Source organism: uncultured Porphyromonas sp., from assembly GCF_905372525.1.
In the GTDB taxonomy this organism is placed as follows: Bacteria; Bacteroidota; Bacteroidia; order Bacteroidales; family Porphyromonadaceae; genus Porphyromonas.
The window spans coordinates 25,570-42,810 of sequence record NZ_CAJPPN010000012.1; the positions used below are offsets into that span (position 1 = coordinate 25,570).

Sequence of the window (17,241 nt, forward strand, 5' to 3'; positions counted from 1 at the left end):
ATGCTTCCTATTAGGGCGATGATTAGTGCTTCCCAGCGGAGGCACCTATACCCATCATCTGCTGCTTGATCGCTTCTTGCTGCTTGGCATAGGCCTCTTCGGTGAGGGGCTTGATGATATCGCCCTCCTTGACCCCCGTGGTACCTGCGACGAGGATACGATCACCGGCCTTCAGCCCACTCGTGACCGTGTAGTTCTGTCCATCATCGACGGGGCTTACAGTGATCTCGGTGAAGGTTAGCTTGCCATCCTTATCGACGGTGTAGACGAACTTCTTATGTAGCATCTCTACAACCGACGTCTGCGGTACGAGGATAGCCCCTTGGGTCTGTGTGGGCACAAGGATCGTCCCTGTCCCACCACTGCGAAGCACTCCATGGGGATTGGGGAAGTCTACACGTAGGCTGATGGAGCCCGTAGTACGATCGACCACACCGCTAATCCCCTTGACGACTCCCGTCTCTGGGTAGATCGAGCCATCGGCCAGTCGTAGGCGTAGCGGTGGGAAGTGCTTGGCTAGTTCGGCTTCGCTCGTCCCGCCCTTGCTCAGGGAGAGGAGCTGGCGCTCGGAGATGGAGAAGTAGACATAGACGAGACTCCCCCCAGAGACCTGAGCGAGTGCGGGCGTACTCTGTGGTCCGACGAGGTTCCCCGAGGTATAGTTCACAGCTCCGACGACACCAGCCACGGGGCTAGTGACGGTACAGAAGGAGAGGTTCTCCCGTGCTGAGACGAGGTTGGCCTTGGCCATCTCTAGGTTGGCCTCAGCGCTCTTGAGGGCATTGGCGACCTCATCGAAGCCACTCTGACTAATGATGTTCTTTGCTAGTAGGTCTTGGCTATTCTTATAGTTCAGTCGTGCAGTAGCTAGACTAGCCTCTGCCGCAGAAAGGCTAGCTGAGGCCTGAGTAACAGCTGCACGAAAGGTGACGTCATCGAGCTGGAAGAGGGGCTGTCCAGCACGCACTCTCTCCCCCTCGTTGATGAAGACCTTGGTAATAAAGCCGGAGACCTTGGGGCGTATCTCAGCGTCCTCCTCCCCACGGATCACAGCTGGATAGCTATTATCTAGAGTGAAGTCAGCTACAGTGAGTGTACGCACGGGGAGTTCTAGGGTCCCCTCCTGGTGCTGCTTATCGCCCTGCCCCTTGGAGCAAGAGGGTGTAAAAATACCGAGACCTAGGGCTACAAGCCACAGACTAAGTGAGGTGGTGAATGGATGTCGTCGCATCATAATGTATTGTGTCGAATAATCGTATTTAGTAATCACTACTTGCACGAACCGGTATGCGTACTCCCCGCATATCTTTCGTTCCTTTTCTCGGCCGACGAGAAGCTGGATATGGGATAAAAGATGCGAGTAACCAGCCGAACAAAGGCACAACTTATCCCCTTTATGGTAGTCGTAGTACTATCTCTAGCGTCTCGGCAACATCGGAGAGGATACAGCTGTCCGATACCCCATTAGAGGAGCAAATCAGGACGTAGTTTAATGTATCATAAGCGCACTCCCTCCGAGGGCATATCCTGAGTGGAATAAAAGGGGGGACTTCAGTAATAAACAAAGTGAGGCTCCACACTAGGTGCGAAGCCTCACATATCGAGTCGGGATGACTGGATTCGAACCAGCGACCACTCGCCCCCCAGACGAGTACTCTAACCGGGCTGAGCTACATCCCGCTCTTGCTTGTTTGCGGTGCAAAGGTACAAAGATCATCTCTAACTACCAAATGTTTCCCGCAGAAAGTCTAATCCCTGCTTGATTAGACCCTCATCCTCCAGCTCGATGGGCTCTACCACACCGGGAGATAGGATGCCCATTATGAGGATCTTCCCCGAGCTATTCTTCTTGTCGTGCCGCATGAGTCGGATGATCTCAGGATAGTCCTTGCAGGTATAGAAGAAGGGGCTATAGAGCTCACGAGCGAGATACATGAGCTGGCGAATATAGTCTCGCCCTCCCTCTCGCTCTAGTGCCGTGATATAGCTCTCGATGAGTAGGCCGAAGACGACTGCCTCTCCGTGACGTAGCCCACGGCGAAAAGTATTCGTATGCGAATAGGCCTCGAGGGCATGTCCTACGGTATGCCCTGCATTGAGGATACGCCTCAGCCCCTGCTCCTCTGGATCTGCCTCCACGATGGAGCTCTTGTAGGCAATGCTCTTAGCGATCAGGGCCTCCCATTCATCGTCCATCAGGCCGATAGGATCACCGATACGGCAGACCTCACGCCAGGCCTCAGAGCCCATCAGCGTAGCATGCTTGATGATCTCACCATAGCCCGACAAAAGTTCCTCGATAGGGAGAGTACGTAGGAAGTCAATATCGACAAAGACCTCCTGTGGGAGATGAAAGGCACCGATGAGGTTCTTCACTCCCTGGTAGTCGATGGCTGTCTTACCACCGACCGAGGCATCCACCATCGCTAGGAGGGTCGTAGGCACATTGACCGTTCGGATACCCCGCATATAGGTAGCTGCTGCGAAGCCCCCGAAGTCAAGGAGTGCTCCTCCTCCGATCAAGATCAGGACACTACGCCTCGTCGCCCCTTCGTCCGCGAGCCAAGACCAGACTCGAGCAAGGCTATCTGTCCCCTTGGCCTGCTCTGTGGCTGGCACAGCGAGGAGGGTAGGCTCGGGCAGTGTCATACGTAGTCGCTCGATGAGAGGGGCATGTAGCTCTGCCACGACCTCATCACAGAGGATAAAAAGGCGATCGCAAGCCACCGCCTGTAGATAGGCGGGGAGCTTGCGATCGAGGATGTTCGTCCCTAGGATCATACAGTCTGGTCCGAGAGGGGTGACCTAGGGCTTCAGTCCAAGAGTCTCTAGGAGCTCATCGATAGCATCTCCGAGCCCATCGGGGTTCTTCCCCCCGGCAGTAGCGAAGTGAGGCTGACCGCCTCCACCTCCCTGGATATGCTTGGCTGCCGAACGGATGAGCTGAGAGGCGTTCCAGCCACGGCTCTCGACGAGGTCCTTGGAGATCATGAGCGTCAGACTAGCCTTATCCTGCTGAGGGGTACCTGCGATGAACACAAAGGGCTCATTGAGCTCCCCTGCTATCTGGAAGGCTATATCCTTGATGATCTCAGCGGGTGCCTCCCTGCGGACCAGGAAGAGGCGGATACCATTGACCTCTACACGCTGCTCTAGGAGACGACGCTTCACCTCAGAGGTCTGCTGGCGGACAAAGTCCCCCACCTGACGGCCTAGATCAGCATTCTCCTCAAGCACCTTCTTAATGGCAGTGATGAGCTGAGGGCTATTATTGAAGAGCCCACGGATGCTCTGTACCATATCATCGATACCATAGAGGTACTCCTCTGCAGCGTCACCCGATACAGCTTCGATGCGTCGTACACCTGCAGCCACAGAGGACTCACTGAGGATACGGAAGGTACCGATACGCCCCGTAGAGTGAATATGCGTCCCCCCGCAGAACTCTGTGGATGAACCAAAGCGGATGACACGTACATGATCCCCATACTTCTCGCCGAAGAGAGCCATTGCTCCCATCTCTCGTGCCTCATCGATAGGTACCTCTCTGAACTCCTGTAGAGGCAGGTCAGCTCGGATACGAGCAGAGACGAGACGCTCGACCTGTCGTAGCTGCTCTGGCTCTACCTTGGCAAAGTGTGCAAAGTCAAAGCGTAGGACTTCGTCCGAGACGAACGACCCCTTCTGCTCCACATGGGCACCAAGCACCTCACGAAGAGCCTCGTGAAGGAGGTGGGTGGCAGAGTGATTAGCCTCGATACGATGGCGACGCTCCTCACTGACCACTGCACGCAACGCCCCCTCTAGGTCAGAGGGGAGCTCCTTCATGAGGTGGATGGCGAGGTTGTTCTCACGCTTAGTATCGAAGACTTCGTACTTCTTCCCCTCAGCATCGATGAGGAAGCCCTTGTCGCCAACCTGTCCCCCCATCTCTGCATAGAATGGAGTTTCGGAGAGGACGACTTGGTAGTATTGTTGGTTCTTCTGCTTGACCTGACGATAGCGAAGGATCTCTGTTGAGCACTCAATGAGGTCATAACCTACGAAGCGTACAGCCCCCTCGGCTACAATCTGCCAGTCACCAGCATCGATGGCAGCGGCATTGCGTGCTCGCTCCTTCTGCTGCTGCATGGCTGCATCGAAGCCTGCCTCATCGACACTCATCCCATGCTCATTGAGGATCAAGGCTGTGAGGTCAAGAGGGAAGCCATAGGTATCATAGAGAACGAAGGCATCGTGCCCATCGAGGACAGATAGCCCCTTAGCACGGGTATCCTCCATCTGCTTCTCCAGTAGACGTATCCCTGTCTCTAGGGTACGGAGGAAGCTTTCCTCTTCCTCCTTCATCACCTTCCCGATGAGCTCACGTCCTGCGACTAGCTCAGGATAGGCATCTCCCATCGTCTCAATGAGGATAGGCAGGAGGCTATAGATGAAGGCCTCACGACGCCCAAGGAAGGTATAGCCATAGCGTACCGCACGGCGCAGGATACGGCGGATGACATAGCCGGCCTTAGCATTAGAGGGAAGCTGTCCATCCGTGATCGCAAAGGCTATCGTACGGATATGGTCGGCGATGACACGCATAGCCACATCACTCTTGGCATCAGCCCCGTACTCGATACCCGTCAGGGTAGCGATAGCCTGGATCATCGGAGTGAAGATATCAGTATCGTAGTTTGAGGTCTTGCCCTGCAGAGCCATACAGAGTCGCTCGAAGCCCATCCCCGTATCGATGACTCGCTTAGGCAGGGGCTCGAGAGAACCATCAGCCTTGCGATTATACTGCATGAAGACGAGGTTCCAGATCTCGATCACCTGAGGATGCCCCTGGTTCACGAGTGAGAGCCCAGAGACCTGACTGCGCTCCTCATCAGAGCGGATATCGACATGGATCTCAGAGCAAGGGCCACAGGGTCCCTGGTCTCCCATCTCCCAGAAGTTATCATGCTTATTCCCGTTAATGATTCGCTCCTTGGATAGGTGCTTCTCCCAGATGCTGGCCGCCTCATCATCTCGCTCTAGCCCATCAGCGGGAGAGCCCTCGAAGACGGTGACATACAGACGATCAGGGGATAGCCCTAGGACACTCGTTAGGTATTCCCATGCCCAGTCAATCGCCTCATGCTTGAAGTAATCACCGAAGGACCAGTTCCCCAGCATCTCAAACATCGTGTGGTGGTAGGTATCGTGGCCGACCTCCTCGAGGTCGTTATGCTTACCACTGACACGAAGGCACTTCTGCGAGTCAGCCACTCGGGGATACTTGATCTCGGCATTCCCTAGGATGATATCCTTGAACTGATTCATCCCTGCATTGGTGAACATCAGGGTTGGGTCACCCTTGATGACCATAGGGGCAGAGGGGACGATCTGATGCCCCTTGCTTCTAAAGAACTCTTTATAGGATTCGCGAATCTCTTTTGAGGTCATTGCTCTCTATTCTATGTATATTGTACTTTATGTCGTATAAATCTAATCTAAACTATGCCGAGTGAGTTCACTCACCCATACAAAGGCATGCTGCTGCGCGAGACAGCGTCGAGGGATACTAGAACCACTTGATCTTACGGAAGAGGTAGAAGGCAAGCGAGGAGATACACACCGAGACGAGGAAGATCACGAGGAAGGCCCAATACCACTCCCCGAGATAGACATCGACGTTCATCCCAAAGAAGCTGGAGATCATCGTCGGGATGGTCAGCACGATCGAGATACTCGTCATACGCTTCATGATCGTATTGACGTTGTTCGAGATAATGTTTGCTGAGGCATCCATCATACTACGGACAATATCCGTATAGATATTGATCGTGTTGTAGGCCTGCCGCAGCTCGATACTTACATCCTCGAAGAGGTCTGGATCGACGCTGCTCGCTCGCGAAGTCGTACGTAGACGTCCGAGCATCGCCTCATTCCCTCGGATCGAGGTACTGAAGTAGACGAGCGATCGCTGCAGACGCATGATACGCAGGAGATCCTCATTACGGATGCTCTGCTCCAGCTCCTTCTCTGCCCGATTGATCTCGAGGTACATCAGCTTCAGATACTTTAGGAACCACACCGCCGAGGAGTAGATCATACGAGTAATGAACTCACGCTGACCTGCTATCTGGATATTCTTACGACGAATATGATTGATGAAGTCTGGGAGCATCTGAGTCCTACGATAGCACACAGAGACCGTAGCCTCATGCCCCGTGATGATACCTATAGGTACCGTCTGATAGGGCATGCCCTGCATCCCACCATCCAGCGGGATACGTAGCACTGTCAGGAGCCACTCATCCTCACGCTCGGCACGTGGGCGCTCATCTATATCTGCGATGTCGGAGAGGAACTCCCTCGGGATACCCAGATCCTCGGTGAGGAATAGGAAGTCATCTTCATCTGGACACTCCACATTGACCCAGCAGGAGGGGGCATATTCTTCTAGCTCCGGTAGACCGGGCTCCATGCTTATGAAACTCTTCATCTTTATCTCTGACCGACCACGGCTACCCTATTTATGGGGATAGTATAGGATAGGTCTTATCTACTATGATTGGAGGGGGTTAGGTGATGCAGGGTGAAGCCTCATTAGGTCTTCACTATGGGGCTGCCGACCTACCATGCCTCACCCTAGGCTGATGACCTAGGCTAGTGATGAAGGTAGGACGACCGCTATCGAGCGCATGCCATGCGCGCATTCGGAGGGAGGGAGTCGTCCATAGAGTGTCTCGTCTTTACTTACTACTTACTATTGTATCTCTTCCTTGGAGAGAGCCACTGCTCATCACAGTGGTCTAGCCCTAGCTGTCCTCAGCCAGAGCCTCACAAAGGTACGAAAAAGCCCCTAAGCCTGATACTCTCTCACCTCCCAGCTCCTCGGTGGGGGGAGTGAAGGCGACACACTACACCTATACTAGAGTATCCGGTGATGGGGGTACCTAGATGCTAGATAAGGCTTGCCCCAGAGCTCTAGGCCTAGAGCTCTGGGGCAAGTGTCATAGGGTCATGATCTCAGGAGACTAGTCTCTCCGAGTCAGTCTCAGTAGGTGGGGGTGTGCAGAGGCATATCCCTACCCTACTACTCCGTGGCACGCATGGGGGGCTTGACGACCTCAGCGGCTAGGCCACGTCCACGCACGACGATCTGGATCGGTGTACCTACGGCGGAGAATTCCTTCTTGACGTAGCCCATCCCGATACCGACCTTGAGTGTAGGGGACATCGTCCCAGAGGTAACCTCACCGATAACATTCCCTTCGCTGTCGGCAATCTCATAGTGGGAGCGGGGGATCCCCTTATCTTTCAGACGGAAGGCAACGAGCTTGCGGGTCACGCCCTCAGCCTTTTGCTTCTCTAGGAGAGCCTTGCTGGGGAAGTTCTTATCCTCCTTGAACTTCGTGATCCACCCGAGGCCTGCCTCTAGGGGCGAAGTCGTGTCTGAGATGTCATTGCCGTAGAGGCAGAAGGCCATCTCTAGGCGGAGCGTGTCTCGAGCCCCGAGACCTATTGGACGAATACCCTCGGGCTTACCAGCCTCAAAGATTGCATTCCAGATCTTCTCTCCATACTGAGGATAGAAGTAGAGCTCAAAGCCTCCTGCCCCGGTGTACCCTGTATTGGAGAGGATCACATCTGGGCATCCAGCAAACTCACCGACCTTAAACGTATAGTAGGGGATCTCCGAGAGGTTCACCGAGGTCAGACGCTGTAGTACCTGAGTGGCTAGAGGCCCCTGGACTGCGAGCTGAGCGATATGATCAGAGCTATTCTCTAGCTCTGCCCCGACCGCATTGTGTGCCTGACACCAGGCCCAGTCCTTATCAATATTTGCAGCATTGACCACTAGGAGATACTTCTCATCCTCATAGTGGTAGATCAAGAGGTCATCGATGATCCCCCCATCAGCATTGGGGAAGCAGGTATACTGTATATCCCCCACCTTCAGCTTGGCGGCATCATTGCTCGTGATGTCCTGCACGAACTGGAGCGCCTTCGGCCCCTTGACCCAGAACTCACCCATGTGGGAGACATCGAAGACACCGACACCCTTGACCACCGTATGGTGCTCGTCGATGATCCCCGTACTGTACTCAATGGGCATGTCATAGCCTGCGAACTCGTGCATCTTTGCCCCTAGTGCCTTGTGAATGGCAGTAAATGGAGTAGTCTTCATGTTTGCTTCTTACTAGTTTGGTAGTTGTACATGTTGTACCCCAAAGGTAGTAAGATATACTGAACTATCCTAGCTCCTACACAGCTCTACGCTCCACCCTAGTCTCTCTGTGCTCTCCCGAGCTATCCTACCCGAGTCCCCAGGTAGCCCCATATACCTCCATCCCAACACTACTCCCCCCATAGGAGACGAGACTTCGACGCTAGGCTGGAGCATGAGGGAGGGGATACAGTGACTTACCCCACGGCAGGGATACAACAGCCCCCTAAGGAAGAAAAGGCAACGAGACCTAAGGGGGGAATAAAGCAACAGCACCCGAAGAGACTGGCTTCGGGTGCTGTATCTGGTGCGGCATATGGGGTGGGACTAGACGACGTCCCTAACGCCCTATGAAAGTAGCCTCATACTGAGGGGCTGATGCCATGCCTAATCACCTCGTGACAGTAGGGTACGAGGGGGATGGCTAACACATCGGGGGGAGGAAGTAATCCTAAGCAGACTACTGCTCCTCGGCCTGCTGCAGCTGCTTGACGTAGACGGCCTTCTCCATCTTCTTTCGGCGTGCTACGGAAGGCTTGATATAGGCCTGACGAGCACGTAGGGCACGTACAGCACCGGTCTTTTCAAACTTTCTCTTGAACCTTCTTAGAGCCTTTTCGATGTTTTCGCCCTCTTTTACTGGAACTACGATCATAATACTGTTAGTCTTATCTTTTATTTGTTATCGTTTACTCTTTATATCTATTGTGCTCATCAGCGCCTCATGCTATCGCCATGCACCAACGAGTGCGCAAAATTACAAATTCTTTGCCTAACCAGCAAACAGCGAGCACCATCACTACCTCTCGGGGTATCTACCCATAAGTGTAACCGTAGGGATACAAAGCGACAGCCAGGGGACGATCGTCCACCAGCCATCTAACCCCACGGCTAGATAACATCGGACAGCGGGGCCATCTCACGACTACGGTACCAGGCATATTGGACGGATGAGGTCGAACCCTATCAGGAATGCACCCGAACCCCTATGATAGACACCACTATCACCTAGGCGAGGCGATCGGAGCCCCCCAGCGGGGTCGTACAAGACCTCTCGGCATATCCATCTCTATCCCCGCTGCATGCTGGGGATAGAGGGTATTGCCTAGGAGGAGGAAGGCTGAGCTATCCCCTCTCAGAGATAACCAAGTGAAGGCGAGGTAGCACAACCCGACACCACCCCTAGCGAGGAATAGCCTAGGGCTCATACAAGAACCCCCTAGGGGTGTAGGCAAAGTGGCTGGGAAGCTCGGACTACAGAGAGTAGCATCTATACATTAAATATAGGTGTACCGGGCAGACAGCTGCTACCTAGAGAGGAAAAGTGTACACGTGGGTACACCTTTGTGTACACGTGAGTACATCATAGTGTACACACGTGTACACTAGCACGCTCTAAGTATCTCCCCGTAGGGCTCCCTCTGCACGCTTCGATAGGGCTCTCTCGCACATACTCCCCATCAGCGTCACCACCCAGAGGGCAGAGGTACGGCTTGGGCTCTAGGAGACACCAAGCAACATCTCCGTAGAGCCAAAGCGTGGAGTATGCCGAGCGGGATCGGGTGCCAGCGCTGGGGAGCACGACTCGCATCAGAGATATGTGACCTCGTTTCCGTAACTTTGCATAGCTTTACGGTAGTAAGTATTCGCTACAACATCATCATACGACTCATGACTCATCTGAGACGATATCACATCAGTATCCTACTAGCCCTCCTCCTCTCCCTCAGCGTGGAGGCCTTCGCACAGAGCTCTCGGCGAATGCGGGAGCACGAGGTACAGCGCGAGGAGACCGTCTATAGTATCTCCCGCAGGTACAATACCTCGGTGGAGCGTATCTACGAGCTCAACCCCTGGGCCAAGAGACAGATCAAGGTCGGAGACAAGCTCCTCATCCCGACCGACACCACCACAAACATCCTGAAGGTACAGGAGCGCATGCAAAAGCACCGAGTGGAGGCTGGAGAGACCCTCTATCGCATCACCAAGATCTACGGGATCGAGCTCAGTGACCTACTCCGTGCCAACCCTGGAGTGACCTCCGCCAACGTACAGGTGGGCATGGAGCTCAATATCCCCCTTCGCCGGGAGCAGGGTAGCGAAGCCGAGGAGACGAGAGAGACCGAGCACCGGGTGGACTCCGTCGCTAGCCGAGTAGCCTCCGCCCCGACACGTGTCCTGATCCTCCTACCCCTGACGAAGGGGCGACGCTACATAGAGTTCTACGAAGGGTTCCTACTCGGTATGTATGATCTCAAGCGTGCAGGTATCTCCATCCAGCTCACAGCCCTCGATGTCCCCAACGTCGGGGCACTACAGAGCTATATCGCCACGGGGCAGCTTGCGGACAAGGATCTCGTGATCGGGGGCGTCGACGAGCTCCAGATACGTGCCATAGCAGAGGCCTCGGGCTACAGCTACTACGTCGTCCCCTTCAGCCGTATAGATGGCCTCACCCCACGGGCTGGCCGTATCATCCTAGCCAATGCCCACTCGACAGATATCGTCGAGCGTACGATCCCCTTCTTCCTACAGCGCTACAAGGGGCGTGAAGTCGTCTTCACCCGTAGAGCGGGCGACACGGAGGAGCCCTTTGTCACCAAGCTTCGCCCTGCCCTCAAGAAGGCTGGCATCTCCGCCCGTACCATCACCATCGGGAGCGATAGCCCTACGAACCTCGGGAGTAACATCGTCGTCGTCCCTGTAGGGGCTAACCAGGCACTCGCCCAGGCGACCATAAACCTCATCGGGGAGCGTACCTCGGGGATCACACTCTTCGGCTACCCACAGTGGCAGAGCTACGGAAGCCCCTTCCAGCAGAGCCTACACCGACTGAATGCAACGATCTATACCTCCTTCTTCTTCGACCCTACGAGCTCGGAGTCTAAGGACTTCCTCACCCAGTACAATACTTGGTTTGGTCACAAGATCGACAACACCTACCCCAAGTACAGCGTACTGGGCTATGACCTAGCCCGCTACTTCATCCGCTCCTATGCGACCTACGGCAAGGGCTTTGTCACGAGCAACACGACCCCCTACAGCGGGCTACAGCTCGACCTATTCCTACAGCCTACCCAGGAGGGGGTGTATACCAATACCCGCTTCTATATGGTCACCTACAGTAGCTCAGGTTCTATCCAGCGCGAATCAATCTAACCGATGAGACGAGCTACCCTACTATCTCTCTTTCTCCTATTACTCCCCCCGCTATCCCTCGGGGCTCAGGAGACCGCGAAGCCAGCCTTTCATCAGAGGCTCTCCCTCGGGGTACATGGGGGTGTCCTGGCGAGTCGCTTCTCCTTTGTCCCTACAGTCAGCCAGCGGCTACACCTAGGGCCTATGCTGGGGATGAAGCTTCGCTACGATGTGGAGCGTGGCGCCTCCCTTCAGCTGGAGGTCAATGCGGTACAGACGGGATGGAGGGAGAAGTATGACGCCGCTGCCACGAGCTACGTGCGAGACCTAACCTATCTGGAGACGCCTCTGATGGCGCACCTCTACCTCGGAGAGCGTAACATGCGCCTCTTCGTCAATGCTGGACCCTTTGTTGGCTATGCGCTCTCGGAGCGGAGCACCGCTACAGGAGAGGCCAATATGTCTGCAACAGACCTCGTGCGCCACGCCAAGGCGCTACAGAGTCGGTTCTTCTGGGGGCTAGGCGGAGGGCCGGGCCTTAGTATCGGGCTCGGGGCTCATCACCGAATAGAGCTCGAGGGACGCTTCGTCTACGGCTTCGGCAACATCTGGGATACCGACCGCTCCAACACCCAGACCTATGTCCAGTCCTCAGAGGTACGCTTTGGGGGCTTCCTTAGCTACCTCTTCACCTTCTGACCCTTCACGAAAGCTATACGTACACCCTGATCCGACCTCACACGAGGGGGAGGAATGGGTGGCGTCGAACAACTCATATCAATACTAAGATCCCTATGAACTCTCTCAGAAAGCACCTCCTAGCCCTAGGCCTCCTGCTCAGCCTAGGAGCTAGTGCTCATGCCCAGAGCAGTGACAAGACAGGCTACGTCAATGCTGCCAACGTCAATATGCGTAGCTCCCCCTCCGTCCAGTCCAAGGTCGTAGGCAAGCTACAGAAAGGGGATGCCGTCCTCGTCCTCAAGCGATCACAGACCAACAGCGATAGGATCGAGGCAATCCTCCTCAAGGACGCTAAGTTCTACTCCCAGGAGGGTGAATACCGCTTCACCCTCCCTAAGGGTAAGGCAGTAGTACTACTCGCCTTCGATCCCGACGCAGATGTCTACCACGTCTCCTATGTCAATGCTGGGCTCAGGGGCCATGCCAAGCTTGACCGCTCCTCGGTCAAGACCATCACCAACGAGCTCTGGTACTACGTACAGACGCTGAAGAGCAAGCAACGAGCCTGGGTACTAGCCCGCTACATCGATCTGGGCGAGGATATCGAAGAAGACTCTATCGTGGTCTATGAAGAAGACTAAGCGACTCCTCGGCCCAGCCCTCCTCGCTCTCCTCATGCTCAGCCTAGGGACGCTCTACGGGCAGAGACCTCGGGGCAAACGGAGCAAGGTACAAGCTCCGAAGACGGCCACGTCAGCGACAGCGGGCTCAGACAGTACGCAGGCGAAGACCTTCCTCCCAGCGAGTCGCGCCCTGGTGACAGGTAGGGTATCCTATGTGAGAAACCCACACTTCCGCCAGCTGGGCTCTAAGTACTCTGTCCCCTCCCGTCAGATCTACCTCCAGCGGATCGTCGCCGACCAGTTCGAGGCGATGAGCGAGGCTGCAGCCCAGGAAGGAATCACCCTCAGAGCACTCTCTGGAACACGTACCTTCGAGCAGCAGAAGGGGATCTGGGAGCGTAAGTGGAGTACCCGCAAGGGGGCACCCGAGGAGCGTGCCCGAGACATCCTCCTCTACAGCTCCATGCCTATGACCTCCCGCCACCACTGGGGGACGGACATCGACATCAACAATCTCGAGAACTCCTACTTCGCTACAGGCCGGGGAAAGGCCGAGTATGAGTGGCTCTGCCGGCATGGTCACGAATACGGCTTCGCTCAGGTCTTCACCGAGAAGACGGGTGGACGTCCAGGCTACGAGCTGGAGAAGTGGCATTGGTCCTACCTCCCAGCCGCCGAAGTCTACCTCCAGTACTACCACGACCACATCGGTGAGCAGGACATCACTGGCTTCACTGGGTCGGAGACGGCTGGCCCCCTCAGAGTGATCGCGGACTATGTGGGAGGCGTAGAGACTCCTAGAGCTCGGGCACTCTTCCCCTGGAGTAAGAAGTAGTCCCTCAGCCTACGACTTAGACAAAGTAACCATAGAGGCCACCTCCAGCCTATGTGCTGAGGGTAGCCTCTATGGCTTTCTCCGACTCTATCGTCCGCCCCTCAGCCTGCAGGCCATTCCCGCCCCACCCTATACCCCACCTAACTGGATGCAACGGGGCTATAGGCTCTCTGAGTAGAACGGATATGCCCCCCTGGAGACATCGTGGCTTCTTATTCATAAGGTTATTCCCCTCGGATTAACCTCACATCCACTTAATTTTCCGACACCATACGAAAACAACTTTATAAACACAGCGTACACATCAACAAATAAACAAGAAATAGGCAACCTTATTAAAAACGAGACAATAAGACACGGAAAGCTTAAAATAGAGTAGAACATATCGTTTTTCTTTATAAATTTGTAGTAAGAAAGATGGGTTACCAGTAACACGGGTAACCATGAGGGAGTAGGATCACGAACTAAAAAACATCAAGGTAATGGCAAACATCTTCACGCAGCTCCTACAGTGGCTCAGAGGTCAGGGAGCCCAACGATCTAGTCAAGAAGGCCTCCACACGCCCGACCACGAGGCGACCCGATACACAACCTATCCCACCCTAGAGGCTATCGAGCAGACCGAACGAGTAGAGAATATCTCCGCAGAGTCCCTCCTCTCTCTGGCCAAGCAGTGCATGAACCCTAAGCGTCCCCCCGTAGACTACGACACGGCACTCTACTATGCTGAGGTAGCCGCCGAACGAGGTAGCCGTGAGGGGATCGAGCTCGTCATCCAGCTCCTCGAGGGGAACTATCCCGAGGGGGATCACACGGAGCTCCTAGCCTTCTGGCGACGCACCCGTGCACAGATGAACCAGGAGAGCGCACAGTAGGAGCTCGCCTGAGAGGCACGCTCATCCCCCTAGGCTCGTCGCCCTATACGCTACCCCTCACACTAAAAAGGGGTACATCCGCATAGAGAGGAGCCCAGGACAAGACCTCAACGAGACCGAGGCAAGACACACCAACACACCAGGCCTAAGGAGGACGTTACCCTAAGCACACACCAGCTATTCACTCAGTGAAATGGGTGAAGTACCCTCAGCCGAGGCAACGAACGCTTCCTTCCCCTTCTGTATAGGCCGGGCGACTATCGCCTCCCCAATCAGCCCCCCCTTGCACCTGAGATGAGAAGACTCACAGACTAAGCCCCATACTAAGGGAGAAAATAGAGGCTTGTATCCACGAAAGTTTACTATTTTTGTAGAATAGATGTCACGAAAGTACCTACCCACAATGAAGAAGCTAAATGATTTGGATCTAAAGATACTCAGGCGACTCACGACCAATGCCCGCGTCCCCCTGCGTGACGTAGCTGAGGGAGAGAACAGCTCTCGCTCCTCGGTGAATCAGCGACTGCAGCGGATGATAGAGAGCGGCGTGATCACCTCGCTGAAGTACCATGTAGATCCTAGAAAACTAGGCTATAATACGTGTACCTTTGTCGGTGTAAAGCTCGAGAAGGGCTCGCTCTACAAGGAGGTGGCCGAGCGCCTCAAGGAGATCCCCGAGATCACGGAGTGCCACTTCACGACAGGGCCATACACGCTGATGGTCAAGCTCTATGCACTGGATAACAATGACCTCATGCGCATCCTCAACGGGACGATCCAGGGGATCCCTGGCGTCATCGCTACCGAGACGCTCATCTCCCTAGATGTAGGCTTCGAGCGGAGTATCCATATCCCCACAGAGGTACCCCTATAGTGGAGCCCGAGACCCCACGTTCCTTTAGCCTATCGGAGCTCCTTGGCTCGGTAAGGCGTTGTCTAGAGCACTCCTTCCCCCAGTGCTATTGGGTGCGAGCAGAGGTGAGCGACCTACGCCAATCAGGGCTACAGGGACATGCCTATCTGGAGCTCCTAGAGAAGGGTGCCCGTGGAGAGATCGTAGCCCGTGTCCGTGGGGTTATCTGGGCATCAGTCTATGCCGAGATACAGCGTCGCTTCGTACGTAGTGGTATCGGACAGCTCTCCTCCGGGATGAGTATCCTGACACTCGTCCGTATATCCTACCACGAGCAGTACGGGCTGAGCCTACAGATCACCGATATAGACCCAAGCTATTCGCTGGGAGAGATCGCTCGGCTACGACTAGAGACCCTCGCTCGGCTACGCAAGGAGGGGCTCTACGACATGAACAAGGGGCTCCCCCTGCCTAGTCCCCTACAGCGTCTCGCGATCATCTCCTCAGCCACCGCAGCTGGATATGGGGACTTCGTGCGCCAGCTCCATGACAATGCCTATGGTGTACCCTTCTACACCGCACTCTTCACCGCCCAGATGCAGGGAGAGCACACGACCGAGAGTGTGCTGGCGGCCTTAGATCGTATCGATAGACACCGTGAGCACTTCGACGCCGTGGTCATCATCCGTGGAGGGGGAGCTGTGAGTGAGCTCCGAGCCTTCGACGAATACCGTCTGTGCGAGGTCTGCGCTCAGTATCCTCTACCCATCATCTCTGGGATAGGACATGAGCGAGATGAGTCCGTCCTCGACCTTATCGCCCATACGTCCCTCAAGACCCCGACAGCCGTAGCAGCTTTCCTCATCGATAGTCAGGTAGTACTCCTCAGCCAGCTACAGGAGATACAGCGACGCCTCCCCGAGCTCCTACAGAGGCTCTCCCTAGGCCGTGGGTTGGCCTTGCAGGGCTTGATCACCCGACTACAGCTCGCTCCACGAGAGCACCTCGAGCGTGAGCTTCGGCTGGGTGAGCGCCTACGAGCTCGGCTACAGCTAGGCACACAGACCTATCTACAGCACGCACGACACACCCTCGGCCGGCAGGTAGAGCGCATCCCCTCCAGCCTCCGCTATCGGATACAAGAGATGAAGCACAGCCTCATCCGCCTCACAGCACCTCTTCCTCTACTGCTGACCCATCGTCTAGACCGAGAGCGTACGCAGCTCAGTCATTGGGAACAGGCTATCCGCCTCTCCCATCCCGACAACATCCTCAGGCGAGGCTTCAGTATCGTCTCTTCCCACGGGGCTATCCTCACCTCGAGTAGCTCCATCTCTGTAGGCCAAGCGCTCGAGCTACGTTTCCATGACGGGGTCGTCCATACCCTAGCCCAGTCCATCCAGAGCGAAGCCTATAGCGGACTTGTCCGAGTGCACGAGGCTGGTGTAGCGGATCAGGAGACTGTCGAGCAGTAATCCCCCCACTAGTAGCCAAAGCGAGGCGGCGGTGCAGTCCGTAGACTACACCGCCGCCTCGTCGCTATATTATATGGTAGGGGGCTAGAGCGAGAGCACCGTGAGGATCGTCACCAGCAGCGCAAGGATCGCATACAGCTCAGGGAAGACGGCCATCACCATCGTCGCACTGAAAACATTCGTCCCATTCCCGATCGTCTGAATACCGTTAGCACAGACCTGCGCCTGGCGGATAGCCGAGTAGGCACCTACCACCCCGAGGATAATCCCTGTACCAAAGATTGCCCAGGCAGCAAAGGTAGAGATAGCACCCGCAGCCAGTAGTTTATTGAGTACTCCCTTGGTCATATAGAAGCCGACGAAGCCATAGAGCCCCTGTGAGCTAGGGAGTGCAGAGAGCCCGATGTACTGCCCTAGAGCGTCGGGGTTCTTCTTCATCGCACCAACGGTAGCATTACCGCAGATCGTCACACCGATACTGCTACCGATACCTGTCAGACCTACCATCAGCGCAATGCCGAGGAAAGATAACATCTCATTCATAATCTTACTTAAGTT

Annotated in this window: 14 protein-coding genes and 1 tRNA gene; 7 read left to right on the forward strand and 8 right to left on the reverse strand. The window is 55.2% G+C overall.

Annotated features, from left to right (window positions below):
* Positions 1 to 22: 22 nt before the first annotated feature.
* The 7 genes from QZ170_RS03600 to rpsU all read right to left on the reverse strand — a co-directional run bounded on the left by QZ170_RS03600 (position 23) and on the right by rpsU (position 8,858).
* The gene (locus QZ170_RS03600) at positions 23 to 1,234 is read right to left on the reverse strand and encodes an efflux RND transporter periplasmic adaptor subunit (RefSeq protein WP_297177206.1); all 1,212 of its coding nucleotides are present in this window, start codon (positions 1,232 to 1,234) and stop codon (positions 23 to 25) included.
* A gap of 371 nt (positions 1,235 to 1,605) precedes the next feature.
* Positions 1,606 to 1,680 (reverse strand) — tRNA-Pro (locus QZ170_RS03605).
* A gap of 39 nt (positions 1,681 to 1,719) precedes the next feature.
* On the reverse strand, positions 1,720 to 2,781 hold the full coding sequence (gene aroB / locus QZ170_RS03610; protein WP_297177209.1) for a 3-dehydroquinate synthase: 1,062 nt from the start codon (positions 2,779 to 2,781) through the stop codon (positions 1,720 to 1,722).
* Between the two features lie 24 nt (positions 2,782 to 2,805).
* On the reverse strand, positions 2,806 to 5,433 hold the full coding sequence (alaS, locus tag QZ170_RS03615) for an alanine--tRNA ligase (RefSeq protein WP_297177213.1): 2,628 nt from the start codon (positions 5,431 to 5,433) through the stop codon (positions 2,806 to 2,808).
* 118 nt (positions 5,434 to 5,551) lie between these two features.
* Positions 5,552 to 6,475 carry a magnesium transporter CorA family protein gene (locus QZ170_RS03620; RefSeq protein WP_297177216.1) on the reverse strand — a complete coding sequence of 308 codons (924 nt, stop codon included), beginning with the start codon at positions 6,473 to 6,475 and terminating at the stop codon, positions 5,552 to 5,554.
* A 594-nt stretch (positions 6,476 to 7,069) separates the two neighbouring features.
* On the reverse strand, positions 7,070 to 8,164 hold the full coding sequence (gene gcvT, locus QZ170_RS03625; RefSeq protein WP_297177255.1) for a glycine cleavage system aminomethyltransferase GcvT: 1,095 nt from the start codon (positions 8,162 to 8,164) through the stop codon (positions 7,070 to 7,072).
* A gap of 499 nt (positions 8,165 to 8,663) precedes the next feature.
* Entirely contained in the window at positions 8,664 to 8,858 is a 195-nt protein-coding gene (gene rpsU, locus QZ170_RS03630) for a 30S ribosomal protein S21 (RefSeq protein WP_297177258.1), read from the reverse strand.
* Between the two features lie 1,016 nt (positions 8,859 to 9,874).
* On the opposite strand from rpsU, the gene QZ170_RS03635 reads away from it, so the two are divergent.
* From QZ170_RS03635 to xseA, 7 genes are all read left to right on the forward strand, one after another.
* Positions 9,875 to 11,362 (forward strand): LysM peptidoglycan-binding domain-containing protein, encoded by a 1,488-nt coding sequence (locus tag QZ170_RS03635; RefSeq protein ID WP_297177261.1) that lies wholly within the window; start codon positions 9,875 to 9,877, stop codon positions 11,360 to 11,362.
* A gap of 3 nt (positions 11,363 to 11,365) precedes the next feature.
* A complete protein-coding gene (locus QZ170_RS03640; RefSeq protein WP_297177264.1) occupies positions 11,366 to 12,040 on the forward strand; it encodes a porin family protein in 675 nt (224 codons plus the stop codon).
* A gap of 95 nt (positions 12,041 to 12,135) precedes the next feature.
* Positions 12,136 to 12,663: an SH3 domain-containing protein gene (locus QZ170_RS03645; RefSeq protein ID WP_297177266.1), complete on the forward strand. Its 528-nt coding sequence runs from the start codon at positions 12,136 to 12,138 to the stop codon at positions 12,661 to 12,663.
* Positions 12,650 to 13,480, forward strand: a complete 831-nt coding sequence (locus QZ170_RS03650; protein ID WP_297177269.1) for a M15 family metallopeptidase — start codon at positions 12,650 to 12,652, stop codon at positions 13,478 to 13,480. The genes QZ170_RS03645 and QZ170_RS03650 overlap by 14 nt, the downstream gene beginning before the upstream one ends.
* A gap of 482 nt (positions 13,481 to 13,962) precedes the next feature.
* The gene (locus QZ170_RS03655; RefSeq protein ID WP_297177272.1) at positions 13,963 to 14,355 is read left to right on the forward strand and encodes a hypothetical protein; all 393 of its coding nucleotides are present in this window, start codon (positions 13,963 to 13,965) and stop codon (positions 14,353 to 14,355) included.
* 403 nt (positions 14,356 to 14,758) lie between these two features.
* Positions 14,759 to 15,229, forward strand: a complete 471-nt coding sequence (locus tag QZ170_RS03660; RefSeq protein WP_297177275.1) for an Lrp/AsnC ligand binding domain-containing protein — start codon at positions 14,759 to 14,761, stop codon at positions 15,227 to 15,229.
* Positions 15,229 to 16,683, forward strand: a complete 1,455-nt coding sequence (gene xseA / locus QZ170_RS03665) for an exodeoxyribonuclease VII large subunit (RefSeq protein ID WP_297177278.1) — start codon at positions 15,229 to 15,231, stop codon at positions 16,681 to 16,683. Before QZ170_RS03660 ends, xseA begins: the two co-directional genes overlap by 1 nt.
* An 84-nt stretch (positions 16,684 to 16,767) precedes the next feature.
* Here the strand turns inward: xseA and QZ170_RS03670 are convergent, their stop codons facing one another.
* Positions 16,768 to 17,226 carry an ATPase gene (locus QZ170_RS03670; protein WP_297177281.1) on the reverse strand — a complete coding sequence of 153 codons (459 nt, stop codon included), beginning with the start codon at positions 17,224 to 17,226 and terminating at the stop codon, positions 16,768 to 16,770.
* Between the last annotated feature and the right edge of the window lie 15 nt (positions 17,227 to 17,241).

What these genes read in the sequence shown, in the direction of transcription:
- QZ170_RS03670 (WP_297177281.1), bottom strand. Translation starts at nt 17,226, where the DNA reads ATGAATGAGATGTTATCTTTCCTCGGCATTGCGCTGATGGTAGGTCTG.
- aroB (WP_297177209.1), bottom strand. Translation starts at nt 2,781, where the DNA reads ATGATCCTAGGGACGAACATCCTCGATCGCAAGCTCCCCGCCTATCTA.
- QZ170_RS03620 (WP_297177216.1), bottom strand. Translation starts at nt 6,475, where the DNA reads ATGAAGAGTTTCATAAGCATGGAGCCCGGTCTACCGGAGCTAGAAGAA.
- QZ170_RS03645 (WP_297177266.1), top strand. Translation starts at nt 12,136, where the DNA reads ATGAACTCTCTCAGAAAGCACCTCCTAGCCCTAGGCCTCCTGCTCAGC.
- QZ170_RS03640 (WP_297177264.1), top strand. Translation starts at nt 11,366, where the DNA reads ATGAGACGAGCTACCCTACTATCTCTCTTTCTCCTATTACTCCCCCCG.
- QZ170_RS03655 (WP_297177272.1), top strand. Translation starts at nt 13,963, where the DNA reads ATGGCAAACATCTTCACGCAGCTCCTACAGTGGCTCAGAGGTCAGGGA.
- gcvT (WP_297177255.1), bottom strand. Translation starts at nt 8,164, where the DNA reads ATGAAGACTACTCCATTTACTGCCATTCACAAGGCACTAGGGGCAAAG.
- QZ170_RS03600 (WP_297177206.1), bottom strand. Translation starts at nt 1,234, where the DNA reads ATGATGCGACGACATCCATTCACCACCTCACTTAGTCTGTGGCTTGTA.
- QZ170_RS03660 (WP_297177275.1), top strand. Translation starts at nt 14,759, where the DNA reads ATGAAGAAGCTAAATGATTTGGATCTAAAGATACTCAGGCGACTCACG.
- alaS (WP_297177213.1), bottom strand. Translation starts at nt 5,433, where the DNA reads ATGACCTCAAAAGAGATTCGCGAATCCTATAAAGAGTTCTTTAGAAGC.
- rpsU (WP_297177258.1), bottom strand. Translation starts at nt 8,858, where the DNA reads ATGATCGTAGTTCCAGTAAAAGAGGGCGAAAACATCGAAAAGGCTCTA.
- QZ170_RS03650 (WP_297177269.1), top strand. Translation starts at nt 12,650, where the DNA reads ATGAAGAAGACTAAGCGACTCCTCGGCCCAGCCCTCCTCGCTCTCCTC.
- QZ170_RS03635 (WP_297177261.1), top strand. Translation starts at nt 9,875, where the DNA reads ATGACTCATCTGAGACGATATCACATCAGTATCCTACTAGCCCTCCTC.